The organism is Stenotrophomonas sp. STEN008 (assembly GCF_056760435.1).
Genome location: NZ_JBRRET010000009.1, coordinates 1 through 26,562 on the forward strand (window position 1 = coordinate 1; position 26,562 = coordinate 26,562).

The window sequence follows — 26,562 nt, forward strand, 5'->3', positions numbered from 1 at the left end:
GGGCCGGGCTGCGCCCGGCACCCGCCGAAGCAACAGCCAAAGCAACAGCAACGTCAAAAGCCGGTTTCCTGCAGGTTGGCGGGGGGGGGGGGGGGGGGGGGGGGGGGGGGGGGGGGGGCCCGTTCCCCGCGGGGGGGGGGGGGCGGGCGCCCCCCCCCCCCCCCCCCCCCCCCCCCCCCCCCCCCCCCGCTACCGGGGTTGCATTGATGCCCCGCGATTCCCGCCGACCCGCTCCTGGCAGGTGCCAACCTTGGTTGGCACACATCCATCAGGGCCATCGGCCCATCTGGGGTACCGGTGCCGGACGGGTTGTGCCAACCAAGGTTGGCACCCACCCAAGCCCTCCTGAACCGACCGCCGCCCGCGCGACACTGCGTCGCATCCACCCCCTGCCACGCGGCGCGAAAACAAGGTAAAATGTCGCGCTTCCCCACATCTCGGGTATGCCGATGCTGCGCATCCAGGCTGAAGCACTCACTTACGACGACGTCTCGCTCGTCCCCGCCCACTCGACCATCCTGCCCAAGGACGTCAACCTCGAAACGCGGTTGACCCGAGACCTGAAGCTCAAGCTTCCGATCCTGTCCGCCGCGATGGACACCGTCACCGAAGCCCGCCTGGCCATCGCCATGGCCCAGCTCGGCGGCATGGGCATCATCCACAAGAATCTCAGCCTGGAACAGCAGGCCGCGGAAGTGGCCAAGGTGAAGAAGTTCGAGGCCGGTGTCATCCGCGACCCGATCACCGTCGGCCCGGAAACCACCATCCGTGACGTGCTGGCCCTGACCCAGGCGCACAACATCTCCGGCGTGCCGGTGGTGGGCAGCGACGGCCTGCTGGCCGGCATCGTGACCCACCGCGACATGCGCTTCGAGACCGAGCTGGACGATCCGGTCCGCCACATCATGACCAAGAAGGATCGCCTGATCACGGTCAAGGAAGGCGCCGCGTCCGACGAAGTGCTGCAGCTGCTGCACCGCAACCGCATCGAAAAGGTGCTGGTGGTCAATGATTCGTTCGAACTGCGTGGCCTGATCACCGTCAAGGACATCCAGAAGAACACCGACTTCCCGAACGCCGCCAAGGATCTGTCGACCCGCCTGCTGGTCGGCGCCGCCGTCGGCGTGGGTGGCGATACCGATCGCCGCGTGGAAGCGCTGGTCGCCGCCGGCGTGGACGTGATCGTGGTCGATACCGCGCACGGCCACTCGCAGGGCGTGCTGGACCGCGTCAGCTGGGTCAAGAAGAACTTCCCGCAGGTGCAGGTCATCGGTGGCAACATCTGCACCGGCGAAGCCGCACTGGCGCTGCTGGACAGCGGCGCGGACGCAGTGAAGGTCGGCATCGGCCCGGGCTCGATCTGCACCACCCGCGTCGTCGCCGGCGTCGGCGTGCCGCAGGTCACCGCCATCGACCTGGTGGCCGAAGCGCTGCAGGACCGCATCCCGCTGATCGCCGACGGTGGCATCCGCTACTCGGGCGACATCGGCAAGGCGCTGGCCGCCGGTGCCTCGACCATCATGGTCGGTGGCCTGCTGGCCGGTACCGAGGAATCGCCGGGCGAGACCGAGCTGTACCAGGGCCGTTCGTACAAGAGCTACCGCGGCATGGGCTCGCTGGCTGCGATGGAGAAGGGGTCCAAGGACCGTTACTTCCAGGACGCCGCCACCGCCGACAAGCTGGTGCCGGAAGGCATCGAAGGCCGCGTGCCGTACCGCGGCCCGGTGGGCGGCATCATCCACCAGCTGATGGGCGGCCTGCGCGCCACCATGGGCTACGTGGGCTGCGCCACCATCGACGAGATGCGCAGCAAGCCCAAGTTCGTGAAGATCAGCGGCGCCGGCCAGCGTGAGAGCCACGTCCACGACGTGACGATCACCAAAGAGCCGCCGAACTACCGCGCCTGATGCGCTTGCGAACTGCTCTTGCGATTACGGGCAGCCTGCTGATGGCAGGCTGTTCGTTGTCCGAACCGCCGCCGCGCTCCGGGTCTCCGGGCGCGGCGGTTTCGCAATTGCAGCACGTGCAGGCGTGCCAGAACGCGTTCTCGCTGCCGAAGGGCTGGCAGGTGCAGGCCGCTGGCGAGCAGCGCTGGCTGCTGAAAGGCACCGGCGAGCGCCCGCTGCAGGTCATCCTGCGGTGCGTTACCGATCTGGGTGACAGGCTTGAAGATCCTGTGGTCACCGCCGAGCTGGGGCCGCTGGAGCCGAAACGGATGAGCGTGCAGTCCGCGTTCTGGGGCAACGCCGCGGATTCCGGTTACCCGATGCACGCCTTTCAACGGCGCATCGTGCCCGGCACCGAAGTGCAGGAAATCGCCGAGCTGCCGCGCGCTGACCGCTCCAACCCCACCGCACCGCACGGCCTGCTGATGCTGCGCTGGGACGAGGAAGACCCCTCACATATTCAACAACGCGAGGCGTTCATCGCCACGCTGACACAGAGCCTTGAAGCGCCGGGCGCTGCGAAAAACACCACTGGAACGGCACCATGACCAACATCCATAACGACAAGATCCTGATTCTCGATTTCGGCGCGCAGTACACGCAGCTGATTGCCCGCCGCATCCGCGAGCTGGGCGTCTACTGCGAAATCTGGGCGTGGGACCACAACCCGGCCGAGATCGCCGGCTTCGGCGCCAAGGGCATCATCCTGTCTGGTGGCCCGGAATCGACCACGCTGCCGGGTGCCCCGGCCGCACCGCAGGAAGTGTTCGACAGCGGCCTGCCGATCTTCGGCATCTGCTACGGCATGCAGACCCTGGCAGCCCAGCTGGGCGGTGCCACCGAAGCCGCTGACCAGCGCGAGTTCGGCCACGCCGAAGTGAATGTCATCAACCCTGATGCGCTGTTCAAGGGCCTGAGCGACCACGGCGGCGAGCCGAAGCTGAATGTCTGGATGAGCCACGGGGACCACGTCTCCGTGGCACCGCCGGGCTTCACCATCACCGCCACCACCGACCGCATTCCGGTGGCCGCCATGGCCAACGAAGAAAAGCGCTGGTACGGCGTGCAGTTCCACCCGGAAGTGACCCACACCCTGCAGGGCCAGACGCTGCTGCGCCGCTTCGTGGTGGACGTGTGCGGCTGCCAGACCCTGTGGACCGCCGCCAACATCATCGACGACCAGATCGCCCGCGTGCGCGAACAGGTGGGCGATGATGAAGTGATCCTGGGCCTGTCCGGCGGCGTCGATTCGTCCGTGGTGGCCGCGCTGCTGCACAAGGCCATCGGCGAGAAGCTGACCTGCGTGTTCGTGGATACCGGCCTGCTGCGCTGGCAGGAAGGCGACCAGGTGATGGCGATGTTCGCCGAGCACATGGGCGTGAAAGTCGTGCGCGTGAATGCCGCCGACCGTTACTTCAAGGCGCTGGAAGGCGTGAGCGACCCGGAAGCCAAGCGCAAGATCATCGGCAACCTGTTCGTTGAGATCTTCGACGAAGAGTCGAACAAGCTGAAGAACGCGAAGTGGCTGGCGCAGGGCACCATCTACCCGGACGTGATCGAGTCGGCCGGCAGCAAGACCGGCAAGGCGCATGTGATCAAGAGCCACCACAACGTGGGCGGCCTGCCGGAGCACATGAAGCTGGGCCTGGTGGAGCCGCTGCGCGAGCTATTCAAGGACGAAGTGCGCCGCCTGGGTGTGGAGCTGGGCCTGCCGCGCACCATGGTCTACCGCCATCCGTTCCCGGGCCCGGGCCTGGGCGTGCGTATTCTGGGCGAAGTGAAGCGCGAATACGCCGAGCTGCTGGCCAAGGCCGATGCGATCTTCATTGATGAGCTGCGCAAGGCGGATCTGTACGACAAGACCAGCCAGGCGTTTGCCGTGTTCCTGCCGGTGAAGTCGGTGGGCGTGGTGGGTGACGCGCGGGCTTACGAGTGGGTGATTGCGCTGCGGGCCGTGGAGACGATTGACTTCATGACGGCGCACTGGGCGCATCTGCCGTATGAGTTCCTGGGGACGGTGAGCAACCGGATCATCAATGAGTTGCGGGGGGTGTCGCGCGTTGTTTATGACATCTCGGGGAAGCCGCCGGCTACTATTGAGTGGGAATGATTCGGCCTCTGGTGTTTGCTGGCAGTTAGTCGCACGAAGGTCTACCTAAGCCCGCGCAACTGCGGGCTTTTTTATGATTTGGCTGAGCGCATTGCCGGCCAACATCTGGCATCGCTAAATACCGTTTCTTCATGGCATGATGGACAAAACTGAGCGCTTCTACGTCATGAGAAGTTGCCGATAGCCTAGAAGACGCAGGACAAGACATGGGCGCCCCACAGAAAGACAGCAGCTTGGCGGATAAGCCAGCGACGGGAAGCTGGTCGTGCCGGTGGTCGCAAACCGAAGCTTGGCGAGTAGCAGGTGAGAGAGATCAAGGCCCTGCTGCATGACCCCGGTATACAGTTGGCGGACGTGGCCGGCCGCTATGGCGTATCCCGAACCGCCATGTACAAGCATTGCGGTGTCGTACAACCACGTCATCAATAGCAAAGAAGCAATAGAGAGAAGACATTTCCGTGTCCAGACTGACTGATTTGATTGCCAAGGCCAAAGCCAAGGATTCGACTCTGGGGGCTGAGTTGGATCGAGAGTTCAAGATACTCTCTTCGCGCCTTCCATTTGGCTTGAACTTCGAGCGGCATAGCCCGGAGGCGGTGGAACTACCGCTGCGCCCGCTGCGCAAGGGCGACAAGGTGCGTGTGCTGCCGGAGCGTGGCGAAACCCGAAAGGGCGATCAGCGGCTGTGGCAGGTGAAGGCAATCCACAAGGCGAAGAAGGCGGCCGACCTGGAGTTGCTGGGTGCGGCAGAGGTCGAAACGCAGACCAAGGCGCTGGATGATCTGGTGGTGGTGGCCGAGTTCCGCGACACCATCTATCCCGGCTTGGTAAGTACCGGTAAGGTGCAGCGTGGTGGTGACAAGCCCTGCCACACTGTCATCAATGGCGAGAATTACCACGTTCTAAAAGCGTTGACCTACACGCATCGGGGCATGGTGGATGCCATCTACATCGACCCGCCGTACAACACCGGGGCGAAGGATTGGAAGTACAACAACGACTATGTGGAAGGTGATGACCAATATCGCCACAGCAAATGGCTGGCGATGATGGAGCGCCGCTTGCAAGTGGCGAAGGAGTTGTTGAATCCGGCGGATTCGGTGTTGATTGTTACGATTGATGAAAAGGAGTATCTGCGTCTGGGGCTGCTGTTGGAGCAGTTGTTCCCAGAGGCCCAAATCGAAATGGTCACGACAGTGATCAGTGCCAAAGGTGTGGCTCGTTTTGGTCAGTTTTCTCGAGTTGAAGAGTTCATCTTTTTTGCAAGAATCGGTAAGTCCACGGTCCAGCTCGGCGAGAACAATATGCTGGACGAGTCGCGTTCGGCGACAGCACAGATCGGAAAAGACATTGACTGGCTTGGGCTGCGCCGTCGGGAGCCCACGGCAAAGCGCGGAGCGCGACCAAATCAGTTCTACCCGATCTTCGTGGACACAAAGACCGGCTACATCGAGTCAGTCGGTGAACCGATCACCGATGATGTCGACCGACTGAAAGTCAAAGTCCCAGAGGGAACCTTCGCGGTCTGGCCGCTGAGACCAAATGGCGGCGAAGGGCTTTGGGGAATTACGCCTGAAACCGCGAAGTGCTACCTCAAAGACGGCTACATCCGCGCCCGCAACTACAAGCCAGAGCTTGAACAGGTTTCTATCCACTACCTTCCCAGCGGAACGGTGAGCGCAATTCAAGATGGGCGGATCGACGTTGTTGGCCACGATCCTGACGGCGCGGTTCAAGCGGTTTACCGCGAACGCAAAGGCGTGATCCCCAAACGGGTATGGAACATGACGTCGCACAATGCTGAGAACGGCGGGTCACTGATCCTGTCCAAATTGCTTCCTGGTCGCCGGTTCCCATTTCCTAAATCACTGTATGCCGTAGAAGACTCACTTCGCTTCTTCATAGGCGACAAGCCCGAAGCCGTCATCCTCGATTTTTTCAGCGGCTCCGGCACCACTGCCCACGCAGTAATGCGACTGAACCGTCAGGATGGCGGTCATCGTCAATGCATCAGCGTCACCAACAATGAAGTCGCTGCCGATGAACAGAAGAAGTTACGCGAAGCGGGTTTACGCCCCGGTGATGCCGAGTGGGAAGAAAACGGCATCTGCGACTACATCACCAAGCCCCGCGTTGCCAGCGCCATCACAGGCAGGACACCCAACGGCGAGCCCATCAAGGGCGACTACAAATTCCCCGACGAGTTCCCGATGGCGGATGGCTTTGAGGAAAATGCAGAGTTCTTCACGCTGACCTATGAGACGCCGGTATCGGTCAATTACAACCTTGCGTTCAACCGGATTGCGCCGTTGCTGTGGTTGCGAGCCGGGGCGCGGGGCGGCCGCATAGACAAGCTGCCTAGTGATGGCTGGGCGGTGGCAGACGCCTATGGCTTGCTTCACCAGGTGGACGCGGCGACACCCTTTATCAAGGCGCTGTCCAAGGCTGATGGAATCCGCATCGCCTATATCGTCACCGATGACGATCGGCGCTTTCAGGCCATTGCCAAGCGCTTGCCTGATGGCGTTGAGCCGGTGCGCTTGTACGAATCGTATCTGACTAATTTCAGCTTCGCTAACGGGGAGTAAGGGATGAAGTTCACGCTAAAAGACTACCAGCGCGACGCCGTCCGCGACTCCCTGAGCAATTTGGGCAAGGCCCGCCGCCTGTGGCGGGGCGAGGCCGACAGGACGGCGTTTTCACTGACGGCGGTTACCGGCGCGGGTAAGACCGTGATGGCCGCTGCCACGTTCGAGGCGCTGTTTCACGGTGACGATGAATTCAGCTTCGACGCCGACCCTGGCGCGGTGGTGATCTGGTTCAGCGACGATCCTTCGCTGAACGAGCAGACCCGCTTTCGCTTTATCGAGGCCAGTGACCGCATCAGCTACACCGATCTGGTGGTGGTGGAGAACACCTTCAACCAGCCGAAGTTCCAGGCGGGGAAAATCTACTTTCTGAACACCCAGAAGCTCAGCAAGAACAGCTTGCTGGTGCGCGGCTACGACCCTGAAGAGCTGGCCGCCAAGCGGGACGGCACCTTCCCGGACATGCGACCAGACCTGCGGGCTTACACGATCTGGGACACCATTCAGAACACCATTGAAGACCCGGATTTGACGCTCTATCTGGTGCTGGATGAGGCGCACCGTGGCATGGGCGCGCAAACAGCCGCCAGTCAGAACGCCAAGAGCACCATCGTCCAGCGGCTGATCAATGGCGTGGGCAGCGTGCCGGGCATTCCGGCGGTTTGGGGCATTTCGGCCACAGTGGAACGATTCAACAAGGCGATTGAGTCGGCAGGCAAGCACATCAAGCTGCCGAATGTGGAAGTGGATGCCTCCAAGGTGCAGGAATCCGGCCTGATCAAGGACACCATCCTGCTGGATATTCCAGATGAAGCTGGCGACTTTGATACCGTGCTGGTGCGGCGAGCGACTGATAAATTGAAGGAGTCCAGCCTTGCCTGGAGCGCTTACTCTAGGCTGCAACAGGAAGCCCATGCTGTTGTGCCGTTGATGGTCCTGCAGGTACCCAACACGCCTGATCCCGATGAAATCGGAAGGGCGCTGGATACGATCTTCAAACAATATCCGGAGCTGCCCTCTGCCTGCGTGGCGCATGTTTTCGGGGATCACACTACCCAGCGCTTCGGTAACCGCGATGTGCCCTACATCGAGCCGCAGCGGGTTCAGGAATCGACTTGGGTGCGGGTGCTGATTGCCAAGGATGCCATCAGTACCGGCTGGGATTGCCCGCGTGCCGAGGTGATGGTGTCGTTCCGTGCGGCCAACGACAAAACGCACATCACGCAGTTGTTGGGTCGTCTGGTGCGCTCGCCGCTGGCCCGCCGTGTTCCCGGTAACGACCGCCTGAATGCGGTTGACTGCTTGCTGCCGAAATTCAATCGCAAGGCCGTGGAAGAAGTGGTTGATGCGTTGATGACCGGCAGCGAGGCCGCCACACCGGGACGGGTGTTGATCGACTACATCGAGGTGCGGCCGAACCCGGCGGCCCCGCCTGCGGTGTGGGAGGCATTCGAGGCGCTGCCGTCGCAAACCCGGCCGCAACGGGGTGCCAGGCCGGCGGTCAGGTTGACCGCACTGGCACATGAATTGGTATCTGACGATATTCTGTCCGGCGCAGGCCAACGGGCACACGCCGCGATGCATACGGTCTTGGATGCATTTCAGGCCGACAACGAGGCCAAGATCAAGGCTAAGCGGCAGTCGGTCCTGGTTGTGGACGGCGAGACCGTCAAGGCTGACCTGCTGGGTCAGGGCCGAAGTCTAGAGAAATTCTGGGAAGACGCCGATGTGGCAGTCATCGACGATGCCTACCGCCGTGCGGCGCGCATCTTCAGCCCGCCGATTGCCCATTCCTATGTTGACCATCTTGCCAGTCAGGAAGCCGACCGCGACGAAGACCCGGAGGGCTTTCTTGAGGCCATTATGGAGGCTCGCGTAACCATTGCCGGTTTGGGGCTGGTGATGGAGGCACAGGCTTATTTCGATGCCGAGGCCGATAAGCTGACGAAGGATTGGCTGGTCAAGCATGGGGCGCAGATCAAGGCGCTCAGTGACGATCGACGGGAATCCTACAGGCAGATCATCGAAATGAGCACGGAGCCGCAGGACGTGGGCTTGCTCAAGCCAGAGGCTCGTTATGAGGCGACCAAGGCGAACGAGAACGGCAAAGTGAGAGTGCTCCAGGTCTGGGATGGCCACTTGCTGTGCAACGAGGCCGGCAAGTATCCTGCTGAACTGAATGACTGGGAGCGGACGGTCGTCGATACGGAATCGGCAAAGCCGGGATTCTCGTTCTGGTATCGCAACCCGCAGCAGCCAGGGCAGGCTTCGCTGGGTATCGCCTATGAAAATGCTGGGCAGTATGGAATTGTTCGCCCGGACTTTCTGTTCTTTGCTATTCAGGGGGATGGCTCCCTTGTCGTTGATCTGGTTGATCCGCATGGGCTGCATTTGAGTGACGCGCTGGTCAAGCTGCAGGGCTTGGCGCTGTACGCAGCCAACCATGCCGATGCCTATCGCCGGATCGAGTCCATTGCCAAGGTGAAGGGCAGTGACAAACTGCGCGTGCTTGACTTGAAACGGCCGGAAGTGCGGGATGCGATTGCCGTGGGCCAGGATGCAGAGGTTCTGTTCAGCAGCGGGTTGGCGGAAGATTACCAGTGACCGTCTAGGCGCAATGACGAATCAGCACATTCGAAATGGATCGATTAACGAAGTTATCTATGATCCAATTACCTCGCAATTGGCAGTCTACGCGCGGACTCAATGTAAGGATGGACCATGATGGAAAATCTGCGACCGAAGCAACCAGAGACTCGATCTATGGTCTTTGCAGAAGGGGCGCTGTGGGTCCGTGCTGACTTTCATCTGCATACCCGAGCGGACCGAGAATTCAAGTTCAAGGGCGATGACAACTTCTACAACAGCAACTATGTGGATGCGTTGGAGAAAGCGGACATCCGATTGGGCGTCATCACCAACCACAACAAGTTCGACTTCGAAGAATTCAAAGCACTGCGCAAGACGGCGCAGAAGAAGGGTATTGCGCTGCTGCCAGGCGTTGAGTTGTCGGTCAATGACGGGGCTAATGGCATCCACACGCTTGTTGTGTTCTCCGACGAATGGATCGATGAACACAATTACATCAACCCCTTTCTGACCAGCGCATTCGAAGGTAAAACGCCCGCGCAGTACGAGCAGGAGAACGGGCGCACTTCATGGTCGCTTCTGGAGACCATCAAGAAGCTGGAAGGCTATCACCGGGACTTCTTCCTTGTCTTCGCCCATGTCGAAGCCCCGAGTGGCCTGTGGGCGGAGCTGGATGGCGGCCGGCTTACTGAGTTGGGGCAAAACGAGTTCTTCCGACGCAGAACGCTGGCTTTTCAGAAGGTACGCACGCACGACGGCGCAGGCAAAGACAAACCCTGCCGCACCAAGATTCAAAGCTGGCTACAGAGCTGGTACCCCGCCGAACTGGAAGGCAGCGACCCCAAGAGTGTCGATGAAATCGGTCGAGGCAAAGCCAGCTACCTGAAGCTGGGCGAACTGTCCTTCGAGGCGGTCAAGTTTGCCTTGAGCGATCCCGCTGGGCGGGTAGCCATGGAGCCGCCCAAACATCAAGCGTCGCACATCCGCAGCATCCGCTTCGACGGCGGCATCCTCGACGGGCAAGTGCTGCATTTCTCTTCCGAACTCAACACGTTGATCGGCATTCGGGGCAGCGGCAAATCATCCATCCTGGAGGCAGTACGCTACGCCCTCGACATTCCACGCGGTGAGAAGGCGCAGGACACCAAGTACAAGGATGAGTTGATCCGCCATACCCTTGGCAGCGGCGGCAAGGTGACGCTGACAGCATGTGACGTTTACGGACAGGAATTCACCATCTCCCGCATCTTCCGCGAAGCCCCGAATGTCTATTTGGGCGGCAAGTTGCAACCCGGCGTGTCGATCCGGGAGACCGTACTGCGCCGTCCGATCTACTTCGGCCAGAAGGACCTTTCCAGTACCGGCGAAGGCTTCGAGACCGACCTGGTGGAAAAGCTGGTTGGCGAGAAGCTGCGTGTGCTGCGTGACGAAATAGAGGTTCAACGCCAGCGCGTGCGTGACGCTGCTCAGCGCTGGCTCAAGCTCAGCAACACGGCCGAACTCAAGCGCGACTTCGAGACCCAACTAAATGATGCCAACTTCCGTCTGACCAAGTTCGCGGAGCATGGTGTCGCCGATAAGCTCCAAAAGCGACTTGGCTTCCAGCAGGACGCCACAGCGCTCGCGCGCATGATGGAGCGGGCAGACAGCTTCATCCTCGCCCTAGGAAGTCTGATTGCCGAGCATGAGGACGAGCTGCGGAACGCAACGAGCTACGTTTCCAAGCAGAACCCGGATTTCTTCACGGCCTGCTACGCCGAGTTCTCCAACCTCGTTGCCAAGGTCGATCAGCTCAAGCAGATCGAGCAAGACGCGCGGGCCATTGCGGCTCGCCTCAAGACCAAACAGGGCGAATTTGAAGATGCAAGCAAGAACCTTCAGGAGGAGTTCGCACAAGTTGAGCGCCAACTGGCTCAGGAGCTCAAGCAAACCGGCATGACTGCCATCCAGCCGGACGACTTCCTGGCCCAGCAGCAGCGCAAAACCAAGGCGGAGCAAATGCTGGAGGCACTGACCAAGCAGGAATCACAGCAGACCAGCATCCGCGACGCGCTGTTTGCCGAGATCGACAAGCTCAATGAACTATGGCTGCGCGAGTTCAACACCATCAAGGCAGAGCTGGACCGCGTGAACGCTGGCCACACTGCCCTGCAGATCGAAGCGGACTTTAAGGGTGACAAGGAAGCCGCCATCAACTTCATGCAACAACTCTTCAAGGGCAGCAACATCCGCGAAACCACGCTGCGCGCAGTGATGGATGACTATGCCGATTTCGGCGGCCTCCTGCGTGCCCTGCCGGGAGCCTTGGCGAAGGCTGGCAGTACCCCCGAGGTCTTCGAGAGGACCTTGATGCAGAACCTGACCGATTTCGTCACTTGGCAGGTGCCCAACCGCTTCGTCATCCGCTATCGCGGCAAAGAGTTGAAGCACCACTCTCTCGGGCAGCGCGCTTCGGCGCTGTTGCTGTACGTGCTCAGTCAACGCCAGAACGACGTGATCATCATCGATCAACCGGAAGATGATCTGGACAACCAGACCATTTACGACGATGTGATCAAGCTGCTACGGGAAATGAAGCCTCATGCCCAGTTCATTTTCGCGACCCACAACGCTAACTTCCCGGTGCTGGGTGACGCGGAACAGGTGCACGCCTGCCAATATCAGGACGAGAAGGTCGCCACGCGAAGCGGCAGCATCGACGCCCGGCGGGTGCAGGACGCCATCATCAACATCATGGAAGGAGGCCAGGAAGCCTTCAACCGCCGCAAAGAGGTCTATAACCTATGGAACCACAGAGCTGATCGACCTGCTCAGCCGGGGAGAGGACAGTAGGCAGCAGTTCAAAACGGACATCAACAATTCTGACCCCTTGGCAGCAGAAATCTTTGCCTTCAGCAACACCGCTGGTGGTCGCATCTTCATCGGGGTGAACGACGCGGTTCGGTGCGGAGTCTATCCAGCGCCGATGTTGCTCGTCTCAACATGCTCATCGCCAACGTCGCCTCGCAGGTCGTGCGTCCAGCCGTGAACCCGCTCACTGAGAACGTGCCCCACTCGGCAGGCACGGTGCTGGTGCTCTTCGTCGCTGACGGTGTTAACAAGCCCTACATGGACAAGAACGGCACAATTTGGGTGAAGAACACCTCGGACAAGCGCCGGGCCACTTGGCGCGAGGAATTGCAGCGCCTGTTCCAGCAGGCAGGTTTGGTGCACGCCGACGAAACGCCCGTAGCGGGCTTGAGCGCGGGCGATGTGGACATGCCCTATCTCGAAACCTCTTTCGAGCAGCACTTCGGTGAGTCGCTCGCTCAGCATAACAAGCCGCTGCCGCAGGTACTGACCAACATGAACCTGATGAACCAGGAGCAGCTCAACTTGGTGGGCGGTCTGCTGTTTGCCAAATCGCCGTATTACGCGCTGCCTGCCTTCGTCGTCAAGGCCGTCGCCTTTGTTGGCACCCAGATTGAGGACGAACGCTACATCGACAGCCGCGACATCGTCGGCAAGCTGGCCGACGTGTTCCAGCAGACGCTGGGCTTTATAGTCGCTAACACCCGCGCCGCGCAGGGCGAGCAGGGCTTTAACTCTCAAGGGCAGCCTGAGATTCCCCGCATCGTCTGGGAAGAACTGGTTGCCAACGCCCTCATTCACTGCGACTACTTCGTCAGCGCGCCTATCCGCATACTGGTCTTCGCGGATCGTGTCGAGATCGTCAGCCCTGGCCACCTGCCCAAGAACCTGACTATCGAGAACATCAAGGCAGGCAACTCCAGTATGCGCAACCCCATCCTGGCGTCCTTTGCCGCCAAGCTCCTGCCTTATCGCGGATTGGGTAGCGGCTTGCTGCGCCCACTGAGGGCATGGCCGCAGATCGAACTCATCGATGATCGGGCTGGCAATCTGTTCAAGGCTATCGTGGCACGTCGCAACTTTCTCGAGGCGGCCGGAAGTTCTTGACTGATCGGCTGAAAGTGAGGTGGATAGGCTTCTGGTCTTTAGATCGTCCCTATGCTGTCAGCATGGAACTGAACGATGAGAACGAAACGTTCTTCGCCACCGAGGACATGGCCGCCCAGACGGCTGCTGCCGGCTGTGAGTTCAAATCTCGCGGCCGTGCCAGAACGAAGAGCGTCCGCGACATCGGGGTAGAGCTCCTTCGCGTTCCCACCTGATATCTAGAAGGTGATCTATAACCACCAATTTCATCGAGAGCGTCAATGTGCGTCTTGCTGATCTCTATCGGTGACTTGATTGATCTTGAAGGGCTCGAGTCTCACTCCGGCCTAACCTCCCGACAAGCCCACTCAAGCAACCCCCGGCAAGCCAGAAACAACCCATCCACCACCCCCTCATCCAAATGCCGCTCCGGGTCAGCCGCCACCCGGCAGCGATCTGCGGCGTGCAGCACCTCCAGCACGGTCAGCGCCCCCACCATCGCGCGCTCGCTCCTCGCGAGGCTGACTCGGCGTCCAGGCGACACATCGTTTTCCGGCCAAGGCAGCCCATCCGCGCCTTCGCAGCGGCGGATGCGCTTGAGGATGCCAATCAAGGAGTTGAGGTCGGGCGGCGGGGTGTCGTCGTTGATGGGCTCAACGGACGTATACGAAGAGAAGTTCTCGGAGTCGTTCATGGCGTCGGTTTCCCTGGCTGTGCGTGACAGCGCCACCGCGTAGGCGGGGTGGCGGACGATGCGTGGCTGCAAACCGGTCGTTAGTTGTCAGTGCCCCGGCGGGTCCGAAGACCCCCACGCACCGCCCGCCATAAAGGCCGACGGATTACCCGCCGGCACCGCTCAATGACGGTGCCGACGGGTAAGCGTAAACAACTAACAGTTCGGGTTTGCAGACCCGGCCACCCGTTGTCGGTGGCGCGCCATGGTGTTTACGCCGTCGCTCCGAATGCCAATAGAAATTCCCGAAGAAATCGCACGAATCGAGAGCGAAGAACTATTGTGGCACGCCCCATTCGTGCAGCACGCGACATCGCCAGACGCATTCGCGCAGTCACCCTGCTGATTGCGAATCAAACTGGCGTAATCGCCCACGCCACAAGCGAATAGCGCGACAGCCTTCTTAACACCCCTTTCGGCTCAAAATCGAATGGCGACGCTGCCCGATCACCCGCGCATCTGAAAAATCGGTTCAATCACGACACTGCCAGCAGGCATCGCACCCTCAACCAACGCCGTCCTCAGCTTCCGCCGCATTCCCCACCAGCAACTCAATCATCGCCCGCGCCGCCGCCGACTGCCGCCGATGCGGCGCATAGATCACCGAGAACGGCCGCGATCTTCCCCGCAGCTGCGGCAGCACTTCCACCAGCTGCCCGCGAAGCAACCGCTCGCGCACGATGAACTCATAGCTCTGGCAGATGCCGATGCCCTGTTCGGCCAGCGACACCACGCCCAGCACATCGTCGGAGGTCTCGATGGACGAACGCGGCAGCCAGTCCACGTCGCGCCCCTCGTCGCGGAAGATCCACGGCGCCAGCCGGCCGGTACGCGGCATCACGAAGGGCAGGCACAGGTGCTGTTGCAGGTCGTCCAGCGTCTGCGGCGTGCCACGGCGTTGCAGGTAGTCCGGCGCGGCCACCAGCAGCAGCGGAGCGTCTTCCAGCTTTCGCCCCACCAGCCCGCTGTCCGGCAGCTGGCCCAGGCGGATGGCCAGGTCGAAGCCTTCGGCCACCAGGTCCACGTTGCGGTTGGTGATGTTCAGTTCCACCTGCACCTGCGGGTACTGCTGCGCAAAGCGCGCCAGCACGGGCGGCAGCCGGTAGTGGCCATAGGTAGTCGGCACGCTCAGGCGCACGCGGCCAGCCAGCGAGCCGTCCTGGGCCAGTATGTCGCGCTCGGCGTCGTCCAGCAGGCCAAAGGCCGTGCGCACCTGTTCCCGATAGAGCCGCCCGGCGTCGGTCAGGCCCACGCGGCGGGTGGTCCGTTGCAGCAGCTGGCGGCCCAGCCGCGCTTCCAACCGGGTGACCGCGCGGCTCAGTACCGACGGCGTGGTGGACAGCGCCACCGCGCCGGCGGTGAACGAGCCGTGCTCGACCACCGCCAGGAACACCTCCACATCGCCCAGGTAGTCGAACTTGCGGCTCATTTGGCTCTCCGGGGAACAGATGTTTTGCGATGGGGCCAATTTATCGCCGCTGGGGCGATGAATAAAGTGGCCGCCATTCCCCGATAGGAGCTCCCCATGAACCTGATGACCCGGCTGGCCGCAGCGCTGGCCCTCACCCTGGCCGCCACCGGCGCGCAGGCCGCCAACGTGCTGGTGGTGCTGTCCGACGAAAACCACCTGGACCTGAAGGACGGCAAGGTGCTGTCCACCGGCTTCTATCTCAACGAGCTGATGCAGCCGGTCAAGCTGCTGCTGGATGCGGGCCACGCGGTGACCTTCGCCACGCCGCAGGGGCGGGCGCCGACGGTGGATGCGTCCTCGGTGACGCCGGCGTACTTCGGTAACGACGCCGCGCAGCTGACGCTGCACAAGGACCTGCTCGAGAAACTGGCGCTGACCTCGCCGACGGCCTCGCCGGTGGTCAGCCTGGCGCGTGTGGAGCAGCAGGGCTACGCGCGCTTCGATGCGGTCTACATTCCCGGTGGCCACGCGCCGATGCAGGACCTGCTGAAGAGCCCGGCGCTGGGCCGGCTGCTGGCCGACTTCCACCAGCGCAGCAAGACCACCGCGCTGGTCTGCCACGGCCCGATCGCGCTGCTGTCCACGCTGCCGGACGCCGATGGTTTCGTGGCGAAGCTGGACGCGGGGGCGACGCCGGCCACGCCGAAGTGGATCTACAGCGGCTACCGGATGACGGTGATCAGCAACCAGGAAGAAGAACAGGCCAAGCCGCTGCTGGGCGGCGGCGAGATGAAGTTCTACCCGCAGACCGCGTTGCAGCGGGCGGGTGCGAAGTTCAGCAGCAACACCACGCCGTGGACCGGCCATGTGGTGGTGGACCGCGAGCTGATTACCGGCCAGAACCCGGCCTCGGCGCTGGAAGTCGGGCAGCGGTTGCTTGAGCGGTTGAAGTAAACCGGTTGATTGGGCGTGTGATGGCCGGCATGGCACCATGGCGGATTGGCCTCGTCCTTGCTGGCGAGGCCGTTTCCCAGGGAAGCCCTCGACACGACATGCGAACGTCCTTCTTCATTCTTTCCGCCTTGTGCCTGGGCCTGCTGTCCGGGTGCGCCAGTGGCCCGGAGCAGCACACCTCAAGCCGCGAGATCACCGGTGCCTTCGTGGCCGACGATGGCCAGCTGTACTTGCTGCCGCGCTACGACGAACCGATGCGTTTCGATGCCGCGCCGTTCCGTGACTACCGCGCCCTGATGGACAGCCCGCTGCGCGAGGCGGTGGTGTGCGCGCAGATGTACTTCCACGAGGATTGGCGCGACCCGGCCAACAAGGCCAAGGTGCATGGCAGCTACGCGCTGCTGCTGCGGCCGGAGCAGGTGACGCCGCAACACGCAGCGCAGTTCAGGCTGGAACGGATTGACGTCACACCGCGCGAAGCCAAGGTGGTCGATGAGCGCGCGCGCTACTACCTGCCGCTGGAGCGGACCCGTTACTCGCTGGCCTTTGATCGTGCCTGCGACCTTTCAAAGAAGGGTGGCAGCTATTACAGCGCGTTGTTCGAGGGCGATGGCGAACGCGTGCAGCTGCCGCACGCTGCGGCGCTGGCGGAGAAGGCGACGCTGGCGCAGCCGATCAACGCGCGCGCCGAGCGTATCCTGCCGGAGCGGGAGGACGGGCCGGGTGTGGGGTCAGCGGCGGGCAAGGTGCTGGGCGCCGCTTTGATTCCCGTGGCGGTTCCGGTATTTGTGTTGAGCCTGCCGTTTCTGGGGCCGGATCACTGGAAGTGATGGGTTGAGGGGGAGCATCTTCGCCCCGCGTGAATCTACCGCTGATGGCCTGTCAGGTGGAGGCGCTCAGGCCTCCACCTCTACAGCGTGCTCAACGCTGGCGACGGACTGCAGTCGGGCCCTGAAGTAGGCGGCAACCTGCGGATCGGTCGCGTAGACGTAGCAGCCCTTCATCCCTCGGGTCATCAAGGTGCGGTAGGTGTTCTTGATGATGGTGTCCGCGAGTTCAGCGGCGTGGGCGGGATGAGCCTTTGACAGCTTCACGAAACCCTTCATGGTTTTGTCGTGCCGGTCCCGCGCGCGCGGCACGGTCTTGAGCGCGCCGTCCTGCATGACGAGGTCCGGCCCGATGATCACCCCGATGTAGTCCACTTCCAGACCCTGGCAGGTATGGATGCATCCCACCTGGTCGATCGAGTCTGGCGAGATGATCCAGAGGCTTCCGTCGTCATTGAGGTTCCATTGGCGCTGGTAGCTGCCGATGACAATGTCCATCTCCTTGCTGTTCTTCTTGCTGTTCCAAGGCCAGCAGTAGCCGGCCACCACGCGCGCACGGTTGCCGGTGTTCCTCGCTTCGATGGCGGCATGCAGCGCGGACGGATCGTCGAATACCTGGAAGTCGTAGCTGTTCTCGTCCAGCGTTGTGTTTGCGGTAGGCCGGATCTGCAGCACATCGTCCAGCCACGCCAGATAGCCGTCCGAACCCGCACAACGGAACTGCGAAGACAGTACGTATTCCTCCACCGTCGCTCCACGGGCGATTGCGAAGTCCCGGATGGCCTCTTTGGTGCCCACATCCTTCAGCGTGACGCGCTGGTCTTCATCGATGAAGAACACACTGCAAAGTGCGGCGTTTATCAGTTCCTGGATCTGGTGCGTGCCCAGGTTTCCATAGAACCCACTCTTCTCGGTAAGGCGGTGTGCCTCGTCCACGACCAATACGTCATACGCGTTCTGTGCCGACTCGGTAAAGGAGCCGGACCCGCCGAAAAGATGCACCAGATGGGCGTTCTCGGGCTTCTGGATGAGCGTGTTGCTGTAGACGGCGCGAGGTGCCGCATTCTTGGAGATGTACTTGACGGTCAATCCATCGCGAAGCGCGGCAAGAAGATTCACCGCGACAATGGACTTGCCCGTGCCCGGGCCACCCTCAACAATGACGACACGGGGCTTTCCGCTGGCGTGCGCTTGGGCACACGCGGCCTTGGCGGCTTCAAATACCTGCTTCTGCTCATCAAGCAGCGCAAAGGCACTGTTTCCCCTCAACAGCCGATGCACATCGTCGGCGAGCGCCTTGGAAGGGCGGATTCGCCCATTCTCCAGCTCGGCAAGCACGGACGCGCCATCACCTTTGCTGGTGTGCTGACTGATGAAGCCACGCAGCTTCTCGAGGTCCCCGGTGCTCTTCAGGAAGAGCGGGGCACGTTCGATGTAGGGCTGATAGTGGGGCGAATCGATCACACCGTCCGGCACATAGTTGTGCAGGTAGGCGCAGGGGTGAAGCTGGAGTTTTCCTTCATGGACCGCATCGTTGAAGCCTTCCAGGAACGCAGCATAGGACCACGCCTGATAGCTGGGGTGAACGAGTGACTGCCCTTCGCGAAGCTCCACGATGGCGTCGCGCTTGGTCGGCTTGATGGCGGACCATTGCTTGAGCTCGACGATGATGACGTGGGGTGAGCCGTCCTCGGAGCGACCGGTCAGGACGACGTCGATGCGCTTCTTCGACTGAGGAAGTATGAACTCCACGGCCACGCCGATGTCATCGGGAATGGAGTGATGGGTGAGTGCACGCGCGACGTACCGAAGCGACTCGCGCCAGGAACGGATCTCGGACTCGCCTACGTCGCCCTTCGTCGCCGCCTTGAAGCTGGCGCGGATGACCTCCTCGATCTCCTCGTCGTTGCATTGGCGAAGGAAGGACGCCTTGTCTGCCTGGTACACGATCATGGCGGCGTCAGCTTGTTGTACTTGGTGCTGACACCCCGCGAGAGGTCCACCGGGTACTTGGCGGCATTGGTGGCCAGCTTGCTGCTGACGGCTTCGTTCAGATCGATGCCGAGCACGTCCGACAGCCGGATGAGGTACAGGGCTACATCGGCAACTTCATCGCGTACGGCCTTGGCGGTGGTTTCCGAAGTCGCCGCCTTGAACGAGTCGGCCTCTGTCATCCACTGGAAGATCTCGTTCAGCTCTCCAACTTCGCCGGAAAGGGCCATGACAAGATTCTTGGGGGAGTGAAACTGGGCCCAGTCACGGGCTTCGGCGAACTCCCTGAGCGCTTGGGCAGCGCCCCGAACCTCGACAAGAGGGTGTTCCATGGCATGGCCTTATACGACAGGGTTTGGCCAATTCTACCCATGCCAGTGGGGCGTAAGCGACATTTCGGCCTTGATTCCCCTGCAATCAACAAGGGCGCCAATGGGCGCCCTTGTTGGTGATGCGATCAGGCGATGATTGCCCGTCCCGGCATCAGCCCCGACACCTCGGCCTGCCCCCTGCCACACAGCTGGCCTGCCAGTGCTGCCAGGCCTCGGCATCGATACTGGCCTTCAGTGCAATGGCCTGCAGCTCCGCCCAGTCTTTCGGTGAAGGCGCGGCCAGCAGCCCGCGCATGAAGGCCTGCATCTTCGCCTCACCCACCTGCTTTTCCAGCGAAAGTAGCAGCAACGGACCATAGACGTAGCGATACATCTCGCCCAGGTCCGAGTGGCCATCGACGGCATCAAGCGCCGGCAGCGGCGTATCGAGCGCATCGACGGTGGCCTGCAACCTTGCAACATAGTGGTCCGCCGCAGCGTCACCACTGATCTGACGCAGCGCCTTGATCGACAGGAATTCGGCGCTGGATTCCAGCAGCACCCAGTAGTACGGCCCCTGCGGACGGTTGAGCGTGCCGAAGTAGTAATGGCCCATTTCGTGCGCGACGTACTGCACGCGCCGTTCGGCCTGTTCACCGCCGGCCAGCAGCGAATCGGCCACGTTGCCGATGCTGCCGCTCATGGCGATGGTCGGCCAGGTGGCAAAGCCCCATTCGCTGCCGTCGCGGTCGCGCTCGGCCTGGTTGAGCGTGACCATGCGCAGGAAGGTGGGGCGGTCGGCCAGCGGCACGCCCATGTAGCGCGCGTGCACGTCGGCCACCTGCTGCACGACGCGGGACAGCGCGTCGACCTTGGGCGTGGGCAGGCTCTCGTTGAGGAGGGTGACCTGCGCGGTGTGGGTGATCGGGCCGCTGCCACCGAACAGCAGGATGGGCCGCGCGTTGTCGCTGCGAAAGCGGCCCTGCGTGCCTTCGATGGCGGGGCTGCCATTGAGGTACAGGAAGCGGCAGCCGCGGCAGTCCACCTGCAGGTCGTAGCGGCTTTCGCTGCCGCGCACGCGGGCCTTGGGGTCGAACGCCTGAGGCAGCCATGCAGACTGCTCGGTAAAACGGGCGCTGTCGCCGTTGAAGGCCATCATGCCTTTGAAGTCGCCCATGGCATCGTGCTTCGGGTACAGCGGGAACGCGCCCACGTACTGCACGCAGAGCGTGGCCGTGGGCTCGGCCAGAGAGTAGACGCGCGCCTCGCCATCCACGCCCGGGTCGTACCAGCCATCGAATCCGACCGGCTTGCCCTCGTCATCGGTGACCCGTGCGACGTTCAGACCGGCATTGAGCACGAAGTGGCCCTGTGCGTCGGCGGGGCGATTGGACAGGCATGCATCGCCCTCCACGCGGCCACTGGCGATATCCAGGCGCACACTGCCAGTGGTGAGCGGCGTTGCCAGCTGCTCGGGCGATGCGGCTTGGCTGAGGGAAGGAGCGAGCAGTGCGGCGAGGGCCGCCGGCAGCAGGGCCTTGCTGGGGTTCATCGAGCCATCCTTGGGTGGATGGCGCCGACTATAGAGCCAATATGAATTCCTGCCGAGAGGGGCGCATCCACGCGTGGCGTGCAGTTGCGGAGCTACACTGGCCCCCTGCACGTGATGGAAGCTCGCCCATGTTGAACGGAAAGGTCGCGGTGGTCACCGGTTCCACCAGTGGTATTGGCCTTGGCATCGCCACGGCGCTGGCGCGACAGGGCGCCGACATCGTGCTGAATGGCTTCGGCGATGCGGCGCAGATCGAGAGCCTCCGCGCCAACCTCGAAGCGGAGTTCGGTGTGCGGGTGGCGCATGACGGCGCCGATCTGTCCCAGGGCGAGGCCGTACGGAACATGATCGCCAACGCCGTTGCGAGGATGGGGCGTATCGACATCCTGGTGAACAACGCGGGCATCCAGCACACCGCATCGATCGAGGAATTTCCTGTCGAGAAGTGGGACGCGATCCTGGCGCTGAATCTCTCGGCGGTGTTCCATGCCACGGCGGCGGCCTTGCCCTACATGAAGCAGCAGGGCGCCGGCCGCATCATCAACATCGCCTCGGCGCATGGGCTGGTGGGCTCGGTGAACAAGTCGGCCTATGTGGCAGCCAAACATGGCGTGGTGGGATTGACCAAGGTGACCGCGCTGGAGAATGCCGGCACCGGCATCACCGCCAATGCCCTCTGCCCGGGGTGGGTGCGCACGGCGCTGGTGGAGCAGCAGATCACCGCGTTGGCCGAGCGCGAGGGCATCGATCAGGAGTCTGCCGCGCGTGCGCTGCTGGCCGAAAAGCAGCCCTCGTTGCAGTTCGTCACCCCCGAGCAGCTGGGAGAAATGGTGGTGTTCCTTTCCTCGGACGCCGCCGCCCAGATCACCGGCACAGCGTTGCCGGTGGATGGGGGCTGGACCGCGCGCTAGCAGCGGGAACCCTGATCAAAGCGGGGATGGGATAGGACTGCCAGCTGGATGGTGGGTTCAGTCCCGCTGGATTCGGCGCAACCACGTGTCCCACGATTCAAGCCGCACTTGGGGTGACGTTCCGCGTTCGTAATCGTGGCGTTTGCGGCTCTCTTCCAGGTCATTCTGGGTTCTCCCGCCGATGATCACCGGGCGGATGTTGATGTCCTTATCGGGATCGACCTCAAGAGGGGCTTCGGGGCCGAGAAATGCATTGTGGAGCGAACTTCCGCGCTCGGCTTCCGCGCGGAGACGGTGCAGCTCGCAGCGGATGGGCTCCGGGTTGCGATAGAACAATCCGAGGCGGTTGCGGAGCTGGCCTGCGGCTTCCAGTACCTTGTGGTTGAATTCCTGGTAGTGGTTGCTGTTGACGAGGTTGAATTCGGCTCCCTTGACCTCGATCAGGATGACGTCCATGCGCGAGCGACCGGTGAACACGGCGAAATCCACATAGCCGTCGCCAAAGGGAAATTCTGAAAAGCAGATGTACTCGTCATCTGGTGAGGTGAACGCTTCGGCGACAATCGATAGATCGCTCTTGAGCAAGCGTTGGAGCTCGCGTTCACCACTTCCAGCCTCGACGAGTGCGCGCACAGAGGAGCGCGAGATCATGCCGTCTGCTATCTCCAGCTTGCGCTTGATGACTTCGGGAGACTCGGGCCAGGGTGAACCATCAAATCGCCTTGTGGAGAGCCTGAGCGTTTCGGTCCTGCCGACGATTCGCTTGTTGTGTTCGGTACGGTCTTCAAGCTCTTCCGGACTACAACCCAGAAGGGCAATTGCAGCCTCTCTCGAGATCGACTGCCAGTTGACCCCTGGAGAGACTCGCACCTGGTCAAAGGTGTCTTGCTCCGGGTCAGGTCTCTCATAGTGTTCGATATAAACGGTCGCACCGAGGGCCAGCCCGCTGTCCTCGATTCGCTCCACGATCGTTTCAATGGCATTGGTAACGGACCGCCCGTTGTTGCATGGGCCAAGATCCGTGATGAGAACGCGCGGGCCGTCATCCCCGGAGAATACCCGTAGGCGGCACATGCCTTTGGATTGCGGGTGGTAGTCGCCTGCGTAGCTGAGTACCGTATCTACAATCTTCATTCTGCAATTGCTCTCGCTCCTCCATGGAGTGTCAACAATGTGCGTCTTATGTTTGGCACACAATCGGGGATTCCCTTACAGATTTCACCAATGAGGACGACAGTTGGGAATCAACGGCCAGGGATACTCAGTCGATCCAGTCACTGGACCGGCTGTGCACGCCGCTGCAACATCGGCAGCGCCACCAGCGTAACGAGGATGGTGAACAGCACCAGCGACGAGCCGACCGTTCCGAAGCCCAGCCCACCCTTTTCCAGCGGCTTGGTGAGCAGGTCGCCGAAGGTGGCGCCGAACGGGCGGGTGAGCACGAAGGCGATCCAGAACAGGATGACCCGGTTGATGCCCTTGATGCGGCTGGCCAGTGCAGTGAGCGCGATGAGGCTGCCGATCAGCAGTGCGCCGCCGGTGAAGCCCAGCCCGGAATCGTCCGCAAGGAAGTCGCCCAGCGCGGTGCCGAGCGTGTTGGAGAACAGCACGGCGGTCCAGTAGAAGCCTTCGGCGCGGCGCGATGCGATGTTGCTGACCGAGATCGACTTCTCTGACATGCGCCAGGCCAGCAGCACCAGCGCCAGGCAGCCGGCCAGCAGGCTGGCGCCGGTGGCGTAGCCCAGCCCCAGGGTGCGGTCGAGCAGGTCGGACATTGTGGTTCCTGCGGTGCTGGTGGTCAGCACCACCGACCAGAACAGCACTGGGTGAAAGCGCCGTGCAGACAGCTGCAGGGCCAACAGGCCGGCAAGGACCGTCAGCAGGATGGCCGAGCTGGCCACGTAGCCCAGGTTGAGCGTCATCGACAGCAGGTCGCCGGCGGTCTCGCCGAGGGTGGTGGCGGCGATCTTCATCACCCAGAAGCCGAGCGTGACCGCCGCCACTTTGCTGTGCAGGGAATCTGCGTTTGAAGCACTCATCGAACGACGCCTGGGGAGCCTGTCGGTGATGCTGTGGCGGCCGGCGTCGGAGTGCAGTCGGAACCGGGTTCGGCGAGAGTGAGTGTGGCGGCGGCGTTCAGCCCACGCTGGCCGGGGCCGAAAGGCGCGCCAGCAGGGCGTCCCAGTCGGCCACGAAGCAGCCGTTGCGGCCGCGGTTGCATTCGGTGATCCACGCGTCCAGCGATTCGCTCTGTGCGCGGTAGGTGCTGACATCGCCCAGTACGGCGAAGTGCAGGCGGTAGTTCACCAGCATCTGCAGCCATTGCCCGGCCATGCCGGAGCGCAGCTCGAAGAAGTCCGGAGAGAGGCGTTGCACCGGAATGGCGATCCACTCGGCCTGATGCCCAAGGGCATCGCCGACCAGGTCGCGCAGGCCGTTGGCATCGAGTGTCGGGCCCTGCGGCTCGATGCGCAGGAGACGGATGGTGCCGATGTACTCAATGGAATCATTCATGCTGGAGGCTCTGCAGTCGACGCAGCCGGGCGAGGATGTCTTCGCGCAGGCCGGGGATGTAGTGGTAGGCGTCTGCCAGCAGGGTGACGTCCGCCGTCGGGACGAGCCGTTTCATGCGTTCGGCGGCGGCAGGGGTGTCGATGAGGGCATCACGCGCGCCCATGACAAGGGCTGCCGGTGGATGCAACGTAGCCAAGCGCTCGTCGCTGATGCGGGGAATGCGCAGCGGACGTGGTCGGACCTCGGCACGGATCAATGCCAACAGGTCGAGCAGCGGCTGCGCACGTGCAGGTGCATGCAGTGGCTCGGGGCCCATGACCGCACGGCGCAGGCGCTCGCGCCCCCATCGGCCAAGCAGCAACAGTGGGAGCGCCTTGAGCAGGAATGCACGCTGGCGCCCGATACCCGAGGGGCTGACCAGAACCAGTGCGTTAACCCGGGCAGGCCTTCGCAACGCGTAATCCATTGCCAGGAATCCGCCGAACGACAGGCCCACGAATGCAGCGCTTTCCACGCCGAGTGCGTCGAGGACATCATCCAGCCATTGCGCATGCGCATCGCTGTCCAGCGCAGGTTGCGTGCCTTCGCTGAGACCCGGTTCGCCAATGATGTCGACGGCATGCACGCGGTAGTACTCGCTCCAACGTGCGGCATCGAACATCCAGCTGGCGGCATTGCTGAGGGTGCCATGCAGCAGCACCAGGGCAGGGCCGTGTTCGGGGCCGCAGCTGACCACAAATGTCGAACCGGCGCGGGTGGCGAAATGGTGCGATTCGTGTGGTACCGGCCAGTCCGAAAGCACCTGGCGGTAGGCGGCAAGTACGCGCTGCGTGGGAATGCCGGGGCGGCGCCGCTTCATGCGCTGTGGTCCTGCAGCAGACGCTGCAGGCTGACCAGCAGCGCCGTGGAACCTGCCAGGCCACCGATCACGATCAGCTTGAGCACATCGTGCTCGGGCGAATAAATCGTCTCCATGCGCAGCGGCTCATCGTCGGCCTCGCGGCCGGTGACGCGCGCATGCAGGGCACGGACCAGGTCGGCGGCACGTGCCGCACCGCATCCGGGAATATCCACCACCGTGGTCAGCTGTGGGCGCGCAGCGGAGGGCTCACGCACGGTGCCGGTGAACACGTCGAGGTCTTCAGCGGTGATGCGATAGGACTTGCCGATGCGGGTCGCGCGCAGTTGGCCGCTACGGATATGCCGAAGGACGGTTTTGGGGTGCAGGCTGAGCTGCTGGGCAGCCTGTTCGACGGTTAGCAGCGCGGGGGACATATCGGAACTCGAGAACCATGTGCTCCCTATTGTTCCATAGAATGCAATTGGTGGGATCGATTGGGAGTTTTGCCGAGGCGGCGACAGGGGGGCATCTCCCTGGTGCCGCCTGCGCGGGCAGCCATCCCGACGACTACGCTGGCTTGGCAAACACGTCCAGACCCTTGCCGGTCTCCAGCAACGATTTCAGGCTGGACAGCACGATCGGCCAGCCCTGGCGGATGCCGGTATCCATGCCGCTGCCGGGTTCCAGATCGTCGTGGGTGACGGTCAGCCGCACCATGTCCTGGTAGGGCACGATCTCGAAGGTGACCCGGCTGTAGCTGTCCGGGTTGTCGGCCTGCGAGGCCGCGGCCCAGGTGATGACCAGTCGCGAGGGTGGGGTGCTTTCCACCACTTCGCCGACCAGCTCGACCGAGCGCGTGTCGTTGGCGCGCACGTGCTGCCAGCGCGAGCCGGGTTTCCAGTCCGAGACGTTCTCGTGGCCCCAGTAGCGGCGGGCGATCTCGGGCCGGGTGATGGCCTCGAACACCTTCTGTGGCGTGGAAGCGATGTAGACCACGTGGATGAAGCGGGTGGACGCTGCGGACATCGTCATTCTCCTTCCAGTTCTCGTTTCAGGTCATGCAGCAGGCTCAGGCGCTGCTGCTCGAACTTGCGTACCCAGCGCTCGTAGACGTCATGCAGCGGCACCGGGTTGATGAAGTGCAGCTTCTCGCGGCCACGGCGCACCGTGCTGATGAGGTTGGCGTCTTCCAGCAGGCCCAGGTGCTGGGTGACCGATTGCCGGGCCATGTCCAGGTGTTCGCACAGCTGGCCCAACGTCTGGCCGTTGTCTGCGCAGAGCAGGTCCAGCAGCGTCCTGCGCGTGGGGTCGGCCAGGGCCTTGAACACCTTGTCTGCATCCATGGCG

24 protein-coding genes are annotated in these 26,562 nt (G+C 62.5%); 12 read left to right on the top strand and 12 right to left on the bottom strand.

Annotated features, from left to right (window positions below; genetic code table 11):
• The first annotated feature begins 449 nt into the window (after positions 1–449).
• From guaB to ACVOME_RS06660, 9 genes are all read left to right on the top strand, one after another.
• The gene (guaB, locus tag ACVOME_RS06620) at positions 450–1,907 is read left to right on the top strand and encodes an IMP dehydrogenase (RefSeq protein ID WP_053517615.1); all 1,458 of its coding nucleotides are present in this window, start codon (positions 450–452) and stop codon (positions 1,905–1,907) included.
• 107 nt (positions 1,908–2,014) lie between these two features.
• On the top strand, positions 2,015–2,494 hold the full coding sequence (locus tag ACVOME_RS06625; RefSeq protein WP_317233198.1) for a hypothetical protein: 480 nt from the start codon (positions 2,015–2,017) through the stop codon (positions 2,492–2,494).
• Positions 2,491–4,056 (top strand): glutamine-hydrolyzing GMP synthase, encoded by a 1,566-nt coding sequence (gene guaA / locus ACVOME_RS06630; RefSeq protein WP_065181344.1) that lies wholly within the window; start codon positions 2,491–2,493, stop codon positions 4,054–4,056. The genes ACVOME_RS06625 and guaA overlap by 4 nt, the downstream gene beginning before the upstream one ends.
• A 458-nt stretch (positions 4,057–4,514) precedes the next feature.
• Positions 4,515–6,644: a site-specific DNA-methyltransferase gene (locus ACVOME_RS06635; RefSeq protein ID WP_065181346.1), complete on the top strand. Its 2,130-nt coding sequence runs from the start codon at positions 4,515–4,517 to the stop codon at positions 6,642–6,644.
• A 3-nt stretch (positions 6,645–6,647) separates the two neighbouring features.
• Positions 6,648–9,248: a DEAD/DEAH box helicase gene (locus tag ACVOME_RS06640; RefSeq protein WP_065181347.1), complete on the top strand. Its 2,601-nt coding sequence runs from the start codon at positions 6,648–6,650 to the stop codon at positions 9,246–9,248.
• Between the two features lie 159 nt (positions 9,249–9,407).
• A complete protein-coding gene (locus tag ACVOME_RS06645) occupies positions 9,408–12,065 on the top strand; it encodes a TrlF family AAA-like ATPase (RefSeq protein WP_478452716.1) in 2,658 nt (885 codons plus the stop codon).
• A 37-nt stretch (positions 12,066–12,102) separates the two neighbouring features.
• Positions 12,103–12,261 carry an RNA-binding domain-containing protein gene (locus ACVOME_RS06650; protein WP_231107718.1) on the top strand — a complete coding sequence of 53 codons (159 nt, stop codon included), beginning with the start codon at positions 12,103–12,105 and terminating at the stop codon, positions 12,259–12,261.
• A complete protein-coding gene (locus tag ACVOME_RS06655) occupies positions 12,216–13,190 on the top strand; it encodes an ATP-binding protein (protein WP_231107719.1) in 975 nt (324 codons plus the stop codon). Before ACVOME_RS06650 ends, ACVOME_RS06655 begins: the two co-directional genes overlap by 46 nt.
• 62 nt (positions 13,191–13,252) lie before the next feature.
• The gene (locus tag ACVOME_RS06660) at positions 13,253–13,405 is read left to right on the top strand and encodes a hypothetical protein (protein ID WP_155761001.1); all 153 of its coding nucleotides are present in this window, start codon (positions 13,253–13,255) and stop codon (positions 13,403–13,405) included.
• 101 nt (positions 13,406–13,506) lie between these two features.
• On the opposite strand, the gene ACVOME_RS06665 is transcribed toward ACVOME_RS06660, so the two are convergent.
• Together ACVOME_RS06665 and ACVOME_RS06670 are read right to left on the bottom strand one after the other, a co-directional pair.
• The gene (locus tag ACVOME_RS06665) at positions 13,507–13,863 is read right to left on the bottom strand and encodes a hypothetical protein (RefSeq protein ID WP_065181349.1); all 357 of its coding nucleotides are present in this window, start codon (positions 13,861–13,863) and stop codon (positions 13,507–13,509) included.
• A 544-nt stretch (positions 13,864–14,407) separates the two neighbouring features.
• Entirely contained in the window at positions 14,408–15,331 is a 924-nt protein-coding gene (locus ACVOME_RS06670) for a LysR family transcriptional regulator (protein ID WP_481504861.1), read from the bottom strand.
• A 96-nt stretch (positions 15,332–15,427) separates the two neighbouring features.
• Between ACVOME_RS06670 and ACVOME_RS06675 the strand changes: the two genes are divergently transcribed.
• Together ACVOME_RS06675 and ACVOME_RS06680 are read left to right on the top strand one after the other, a co-directional pair.
• A complete protein-coding gene (locus ACVOME_RS06675) occupies positions 15,428–16,267 on the top strand; it encodes a type 1 glutamine amidotransferase domain-containing protein (protein WP_481504862.1) in 840 nt (279 codons plus the stop codon).
• A gap of 98 nt (positions 16,268–16,365) precedes the next feature.
• Positions 16,366–17,097, top strand: coding sequence for a hypothetical protein (locus ACVOME_RS06680; protein WP_481504863.1), 732 nt, complete (start codon positions 16,366–16,368; stop codon positions 17,095–17,097).
• A 66-nt stretch (positions 17,098–17,163) separates the two neighbouring features.
• Here ACVOME_RS06680 and ACVOME_RS06685 read toward each other — a convergent pair whose 3' ends face one another.
• From ACVOME_RS06685 to ACVOME_RS06695, 3 genes are all read right to left on the bottom strand, one after another.
• Complete coding sequence (locus tag ACVOME_RS06685; protein ID WP_481504864.1) at positions 17,164–19,047, bottom strand: DNA/RNA helicase domain-containing protein; 1,884 nt, start codon at positions 19,045–19,047, stop codon at positions 17,164–17,166.
• Positions 19,044–19,316, bottom strand: a complete 273-nt coding sequence (locus tag ACVOME_RS06690) for a nucleotide pyrophosphohydrolase (RefSeq protein WP_481504865.1) — start codon at positions 19,314–19,316, stop codon at positions 19,044–19,046. Before ACVOME_RS06690 ends, ACVOME_RS06685 begins: the two co-directional genes overlap by 4 nt.
• A 253-nt stretch (positions 19,317–19,569) precedes the next feature.
• On the bottom strand, positions 19,570–20,949 hold the full coding sequence (locus tag ACVOME_RS06695; RefSeq protein ID WP_481504866.1) for a M1 aminopeptidase family protein: 1,380 nt from the start codon (positions 20,947–20,949) through the stop codon (positions 19,570–19,572).
• A 128-nt stretch (positions 20,950–21,077) separates the two neighbouring features.
• Between ACVOME_RS06695 and ACVOME_RS06700 the strand changes: the two genes are divergently transcribed.
• Positions 21,078–21,860 carry a 3-hydroxybutyrate dehydrogenase gene (locus tag ACVOME_RS06700; protein ID WP_481504867.1) on the top strand — a complete coding sequence of 261 codons (783 nt, stop codon included), beginning with the start codon at positions 21,078–21,080 and terminating at the stop codon, positions 21,858–21,860.
• A gap of 57 nt (positions 21,861–21,917) precedes the next feature.
• On the opposite strand, the gene ACVOME_RS06705 is transcribed toward ACVOME_RS06700, so the two are convergent.
• The 7 genes from ACVOME_RS06705 to ACVOME_RS06735 all read right to left on the bottom strand — a co-directional run bounded on the left by ACVOME_RS06705 (position 21,918) and on the right by ACVOME_RS06735 (position 26,558).
• Complete coding sequence (locus ACVOME_RS06705) at positions 21,918–22,994, bottom strand: Shedu immune nuclease family protein (RefSeq protein WP_481504868.1); 1,077 nt, start codon at positions 22,992–22,994, stop codon at positions 21,918–21,920.
• 140 nt (positions 22,995–23,134) lie between these two features.
• Positions 23,135–23,899, bottom strand: a complete 765-nt coding sequence (locus ACVOME_RS06710; protein ID WP_481504869.1) for a COG4705 family protein — start codon at positions 23,897–23,899, stop codon at positions 23,135–23,137.
• 97 nt (positions 23,900–23,996) lie between these two features.
• Complete coding sequence (locus tag ACVOME_RS06715; protein WP_481504870.1) at positions 23,997–24,374, bottom strand: DUF4180 domain-containing protein; 378 nt, start codon at positions 24,372–24,374, stop codon at positions 23,997–23,999.
• Entirely contained in the window at positions 24,367–25,233 is an 867-nt protein-coding gene (locus ACVOME_RS06720; RefSeq protein WP_263177977.1) for an alpha/beta fold hydrolase, read from the bottom strand. The genes ACVOME_RS06715 and ACVOME_RS06720 overlap by 8 nt, the downstream gene beginning before the upstream one ends.
• Entirely contained in the window at positions 25,230–25,649 is a 420-nt protein-coding gene (locus ACVOME_RS06725) for a helix-turn-helix domain-containing protein (protein ID WP_049445792.1), read from the bottom strand. The genes ACVOME_RS06720 and ACVOME_RS06725 overlap by 4 nt, the downstream gene beginning before the upstream one ends.
• A 133-nt stretch (positions 25,650–25,782) precedes the next feature.
• Positions 25,783–26,241: an SRPBCC family protein gene (locus ACVOME_RS06730; protein WP_263177981.1), complete on the bottom strand. Its 459-nt coding sequence runs from the start codon at positions 26,239–26,241 to the stop codon at positions 25,783–25,785.
• A gap of 2 nt (positions 26,242–26,243) precedes the next feature.
• Entirely contained in the window at positions 26,244–26,558 is a 315-nt protein-coding gene (locus tag ACVOME_RS06735) for an ArsR/SmtB family transcription factor (protein WP_053517574.1), read from the bottom strand.
• Positions 26,559–26,562 lie beyond the last annotated feature (4 nt).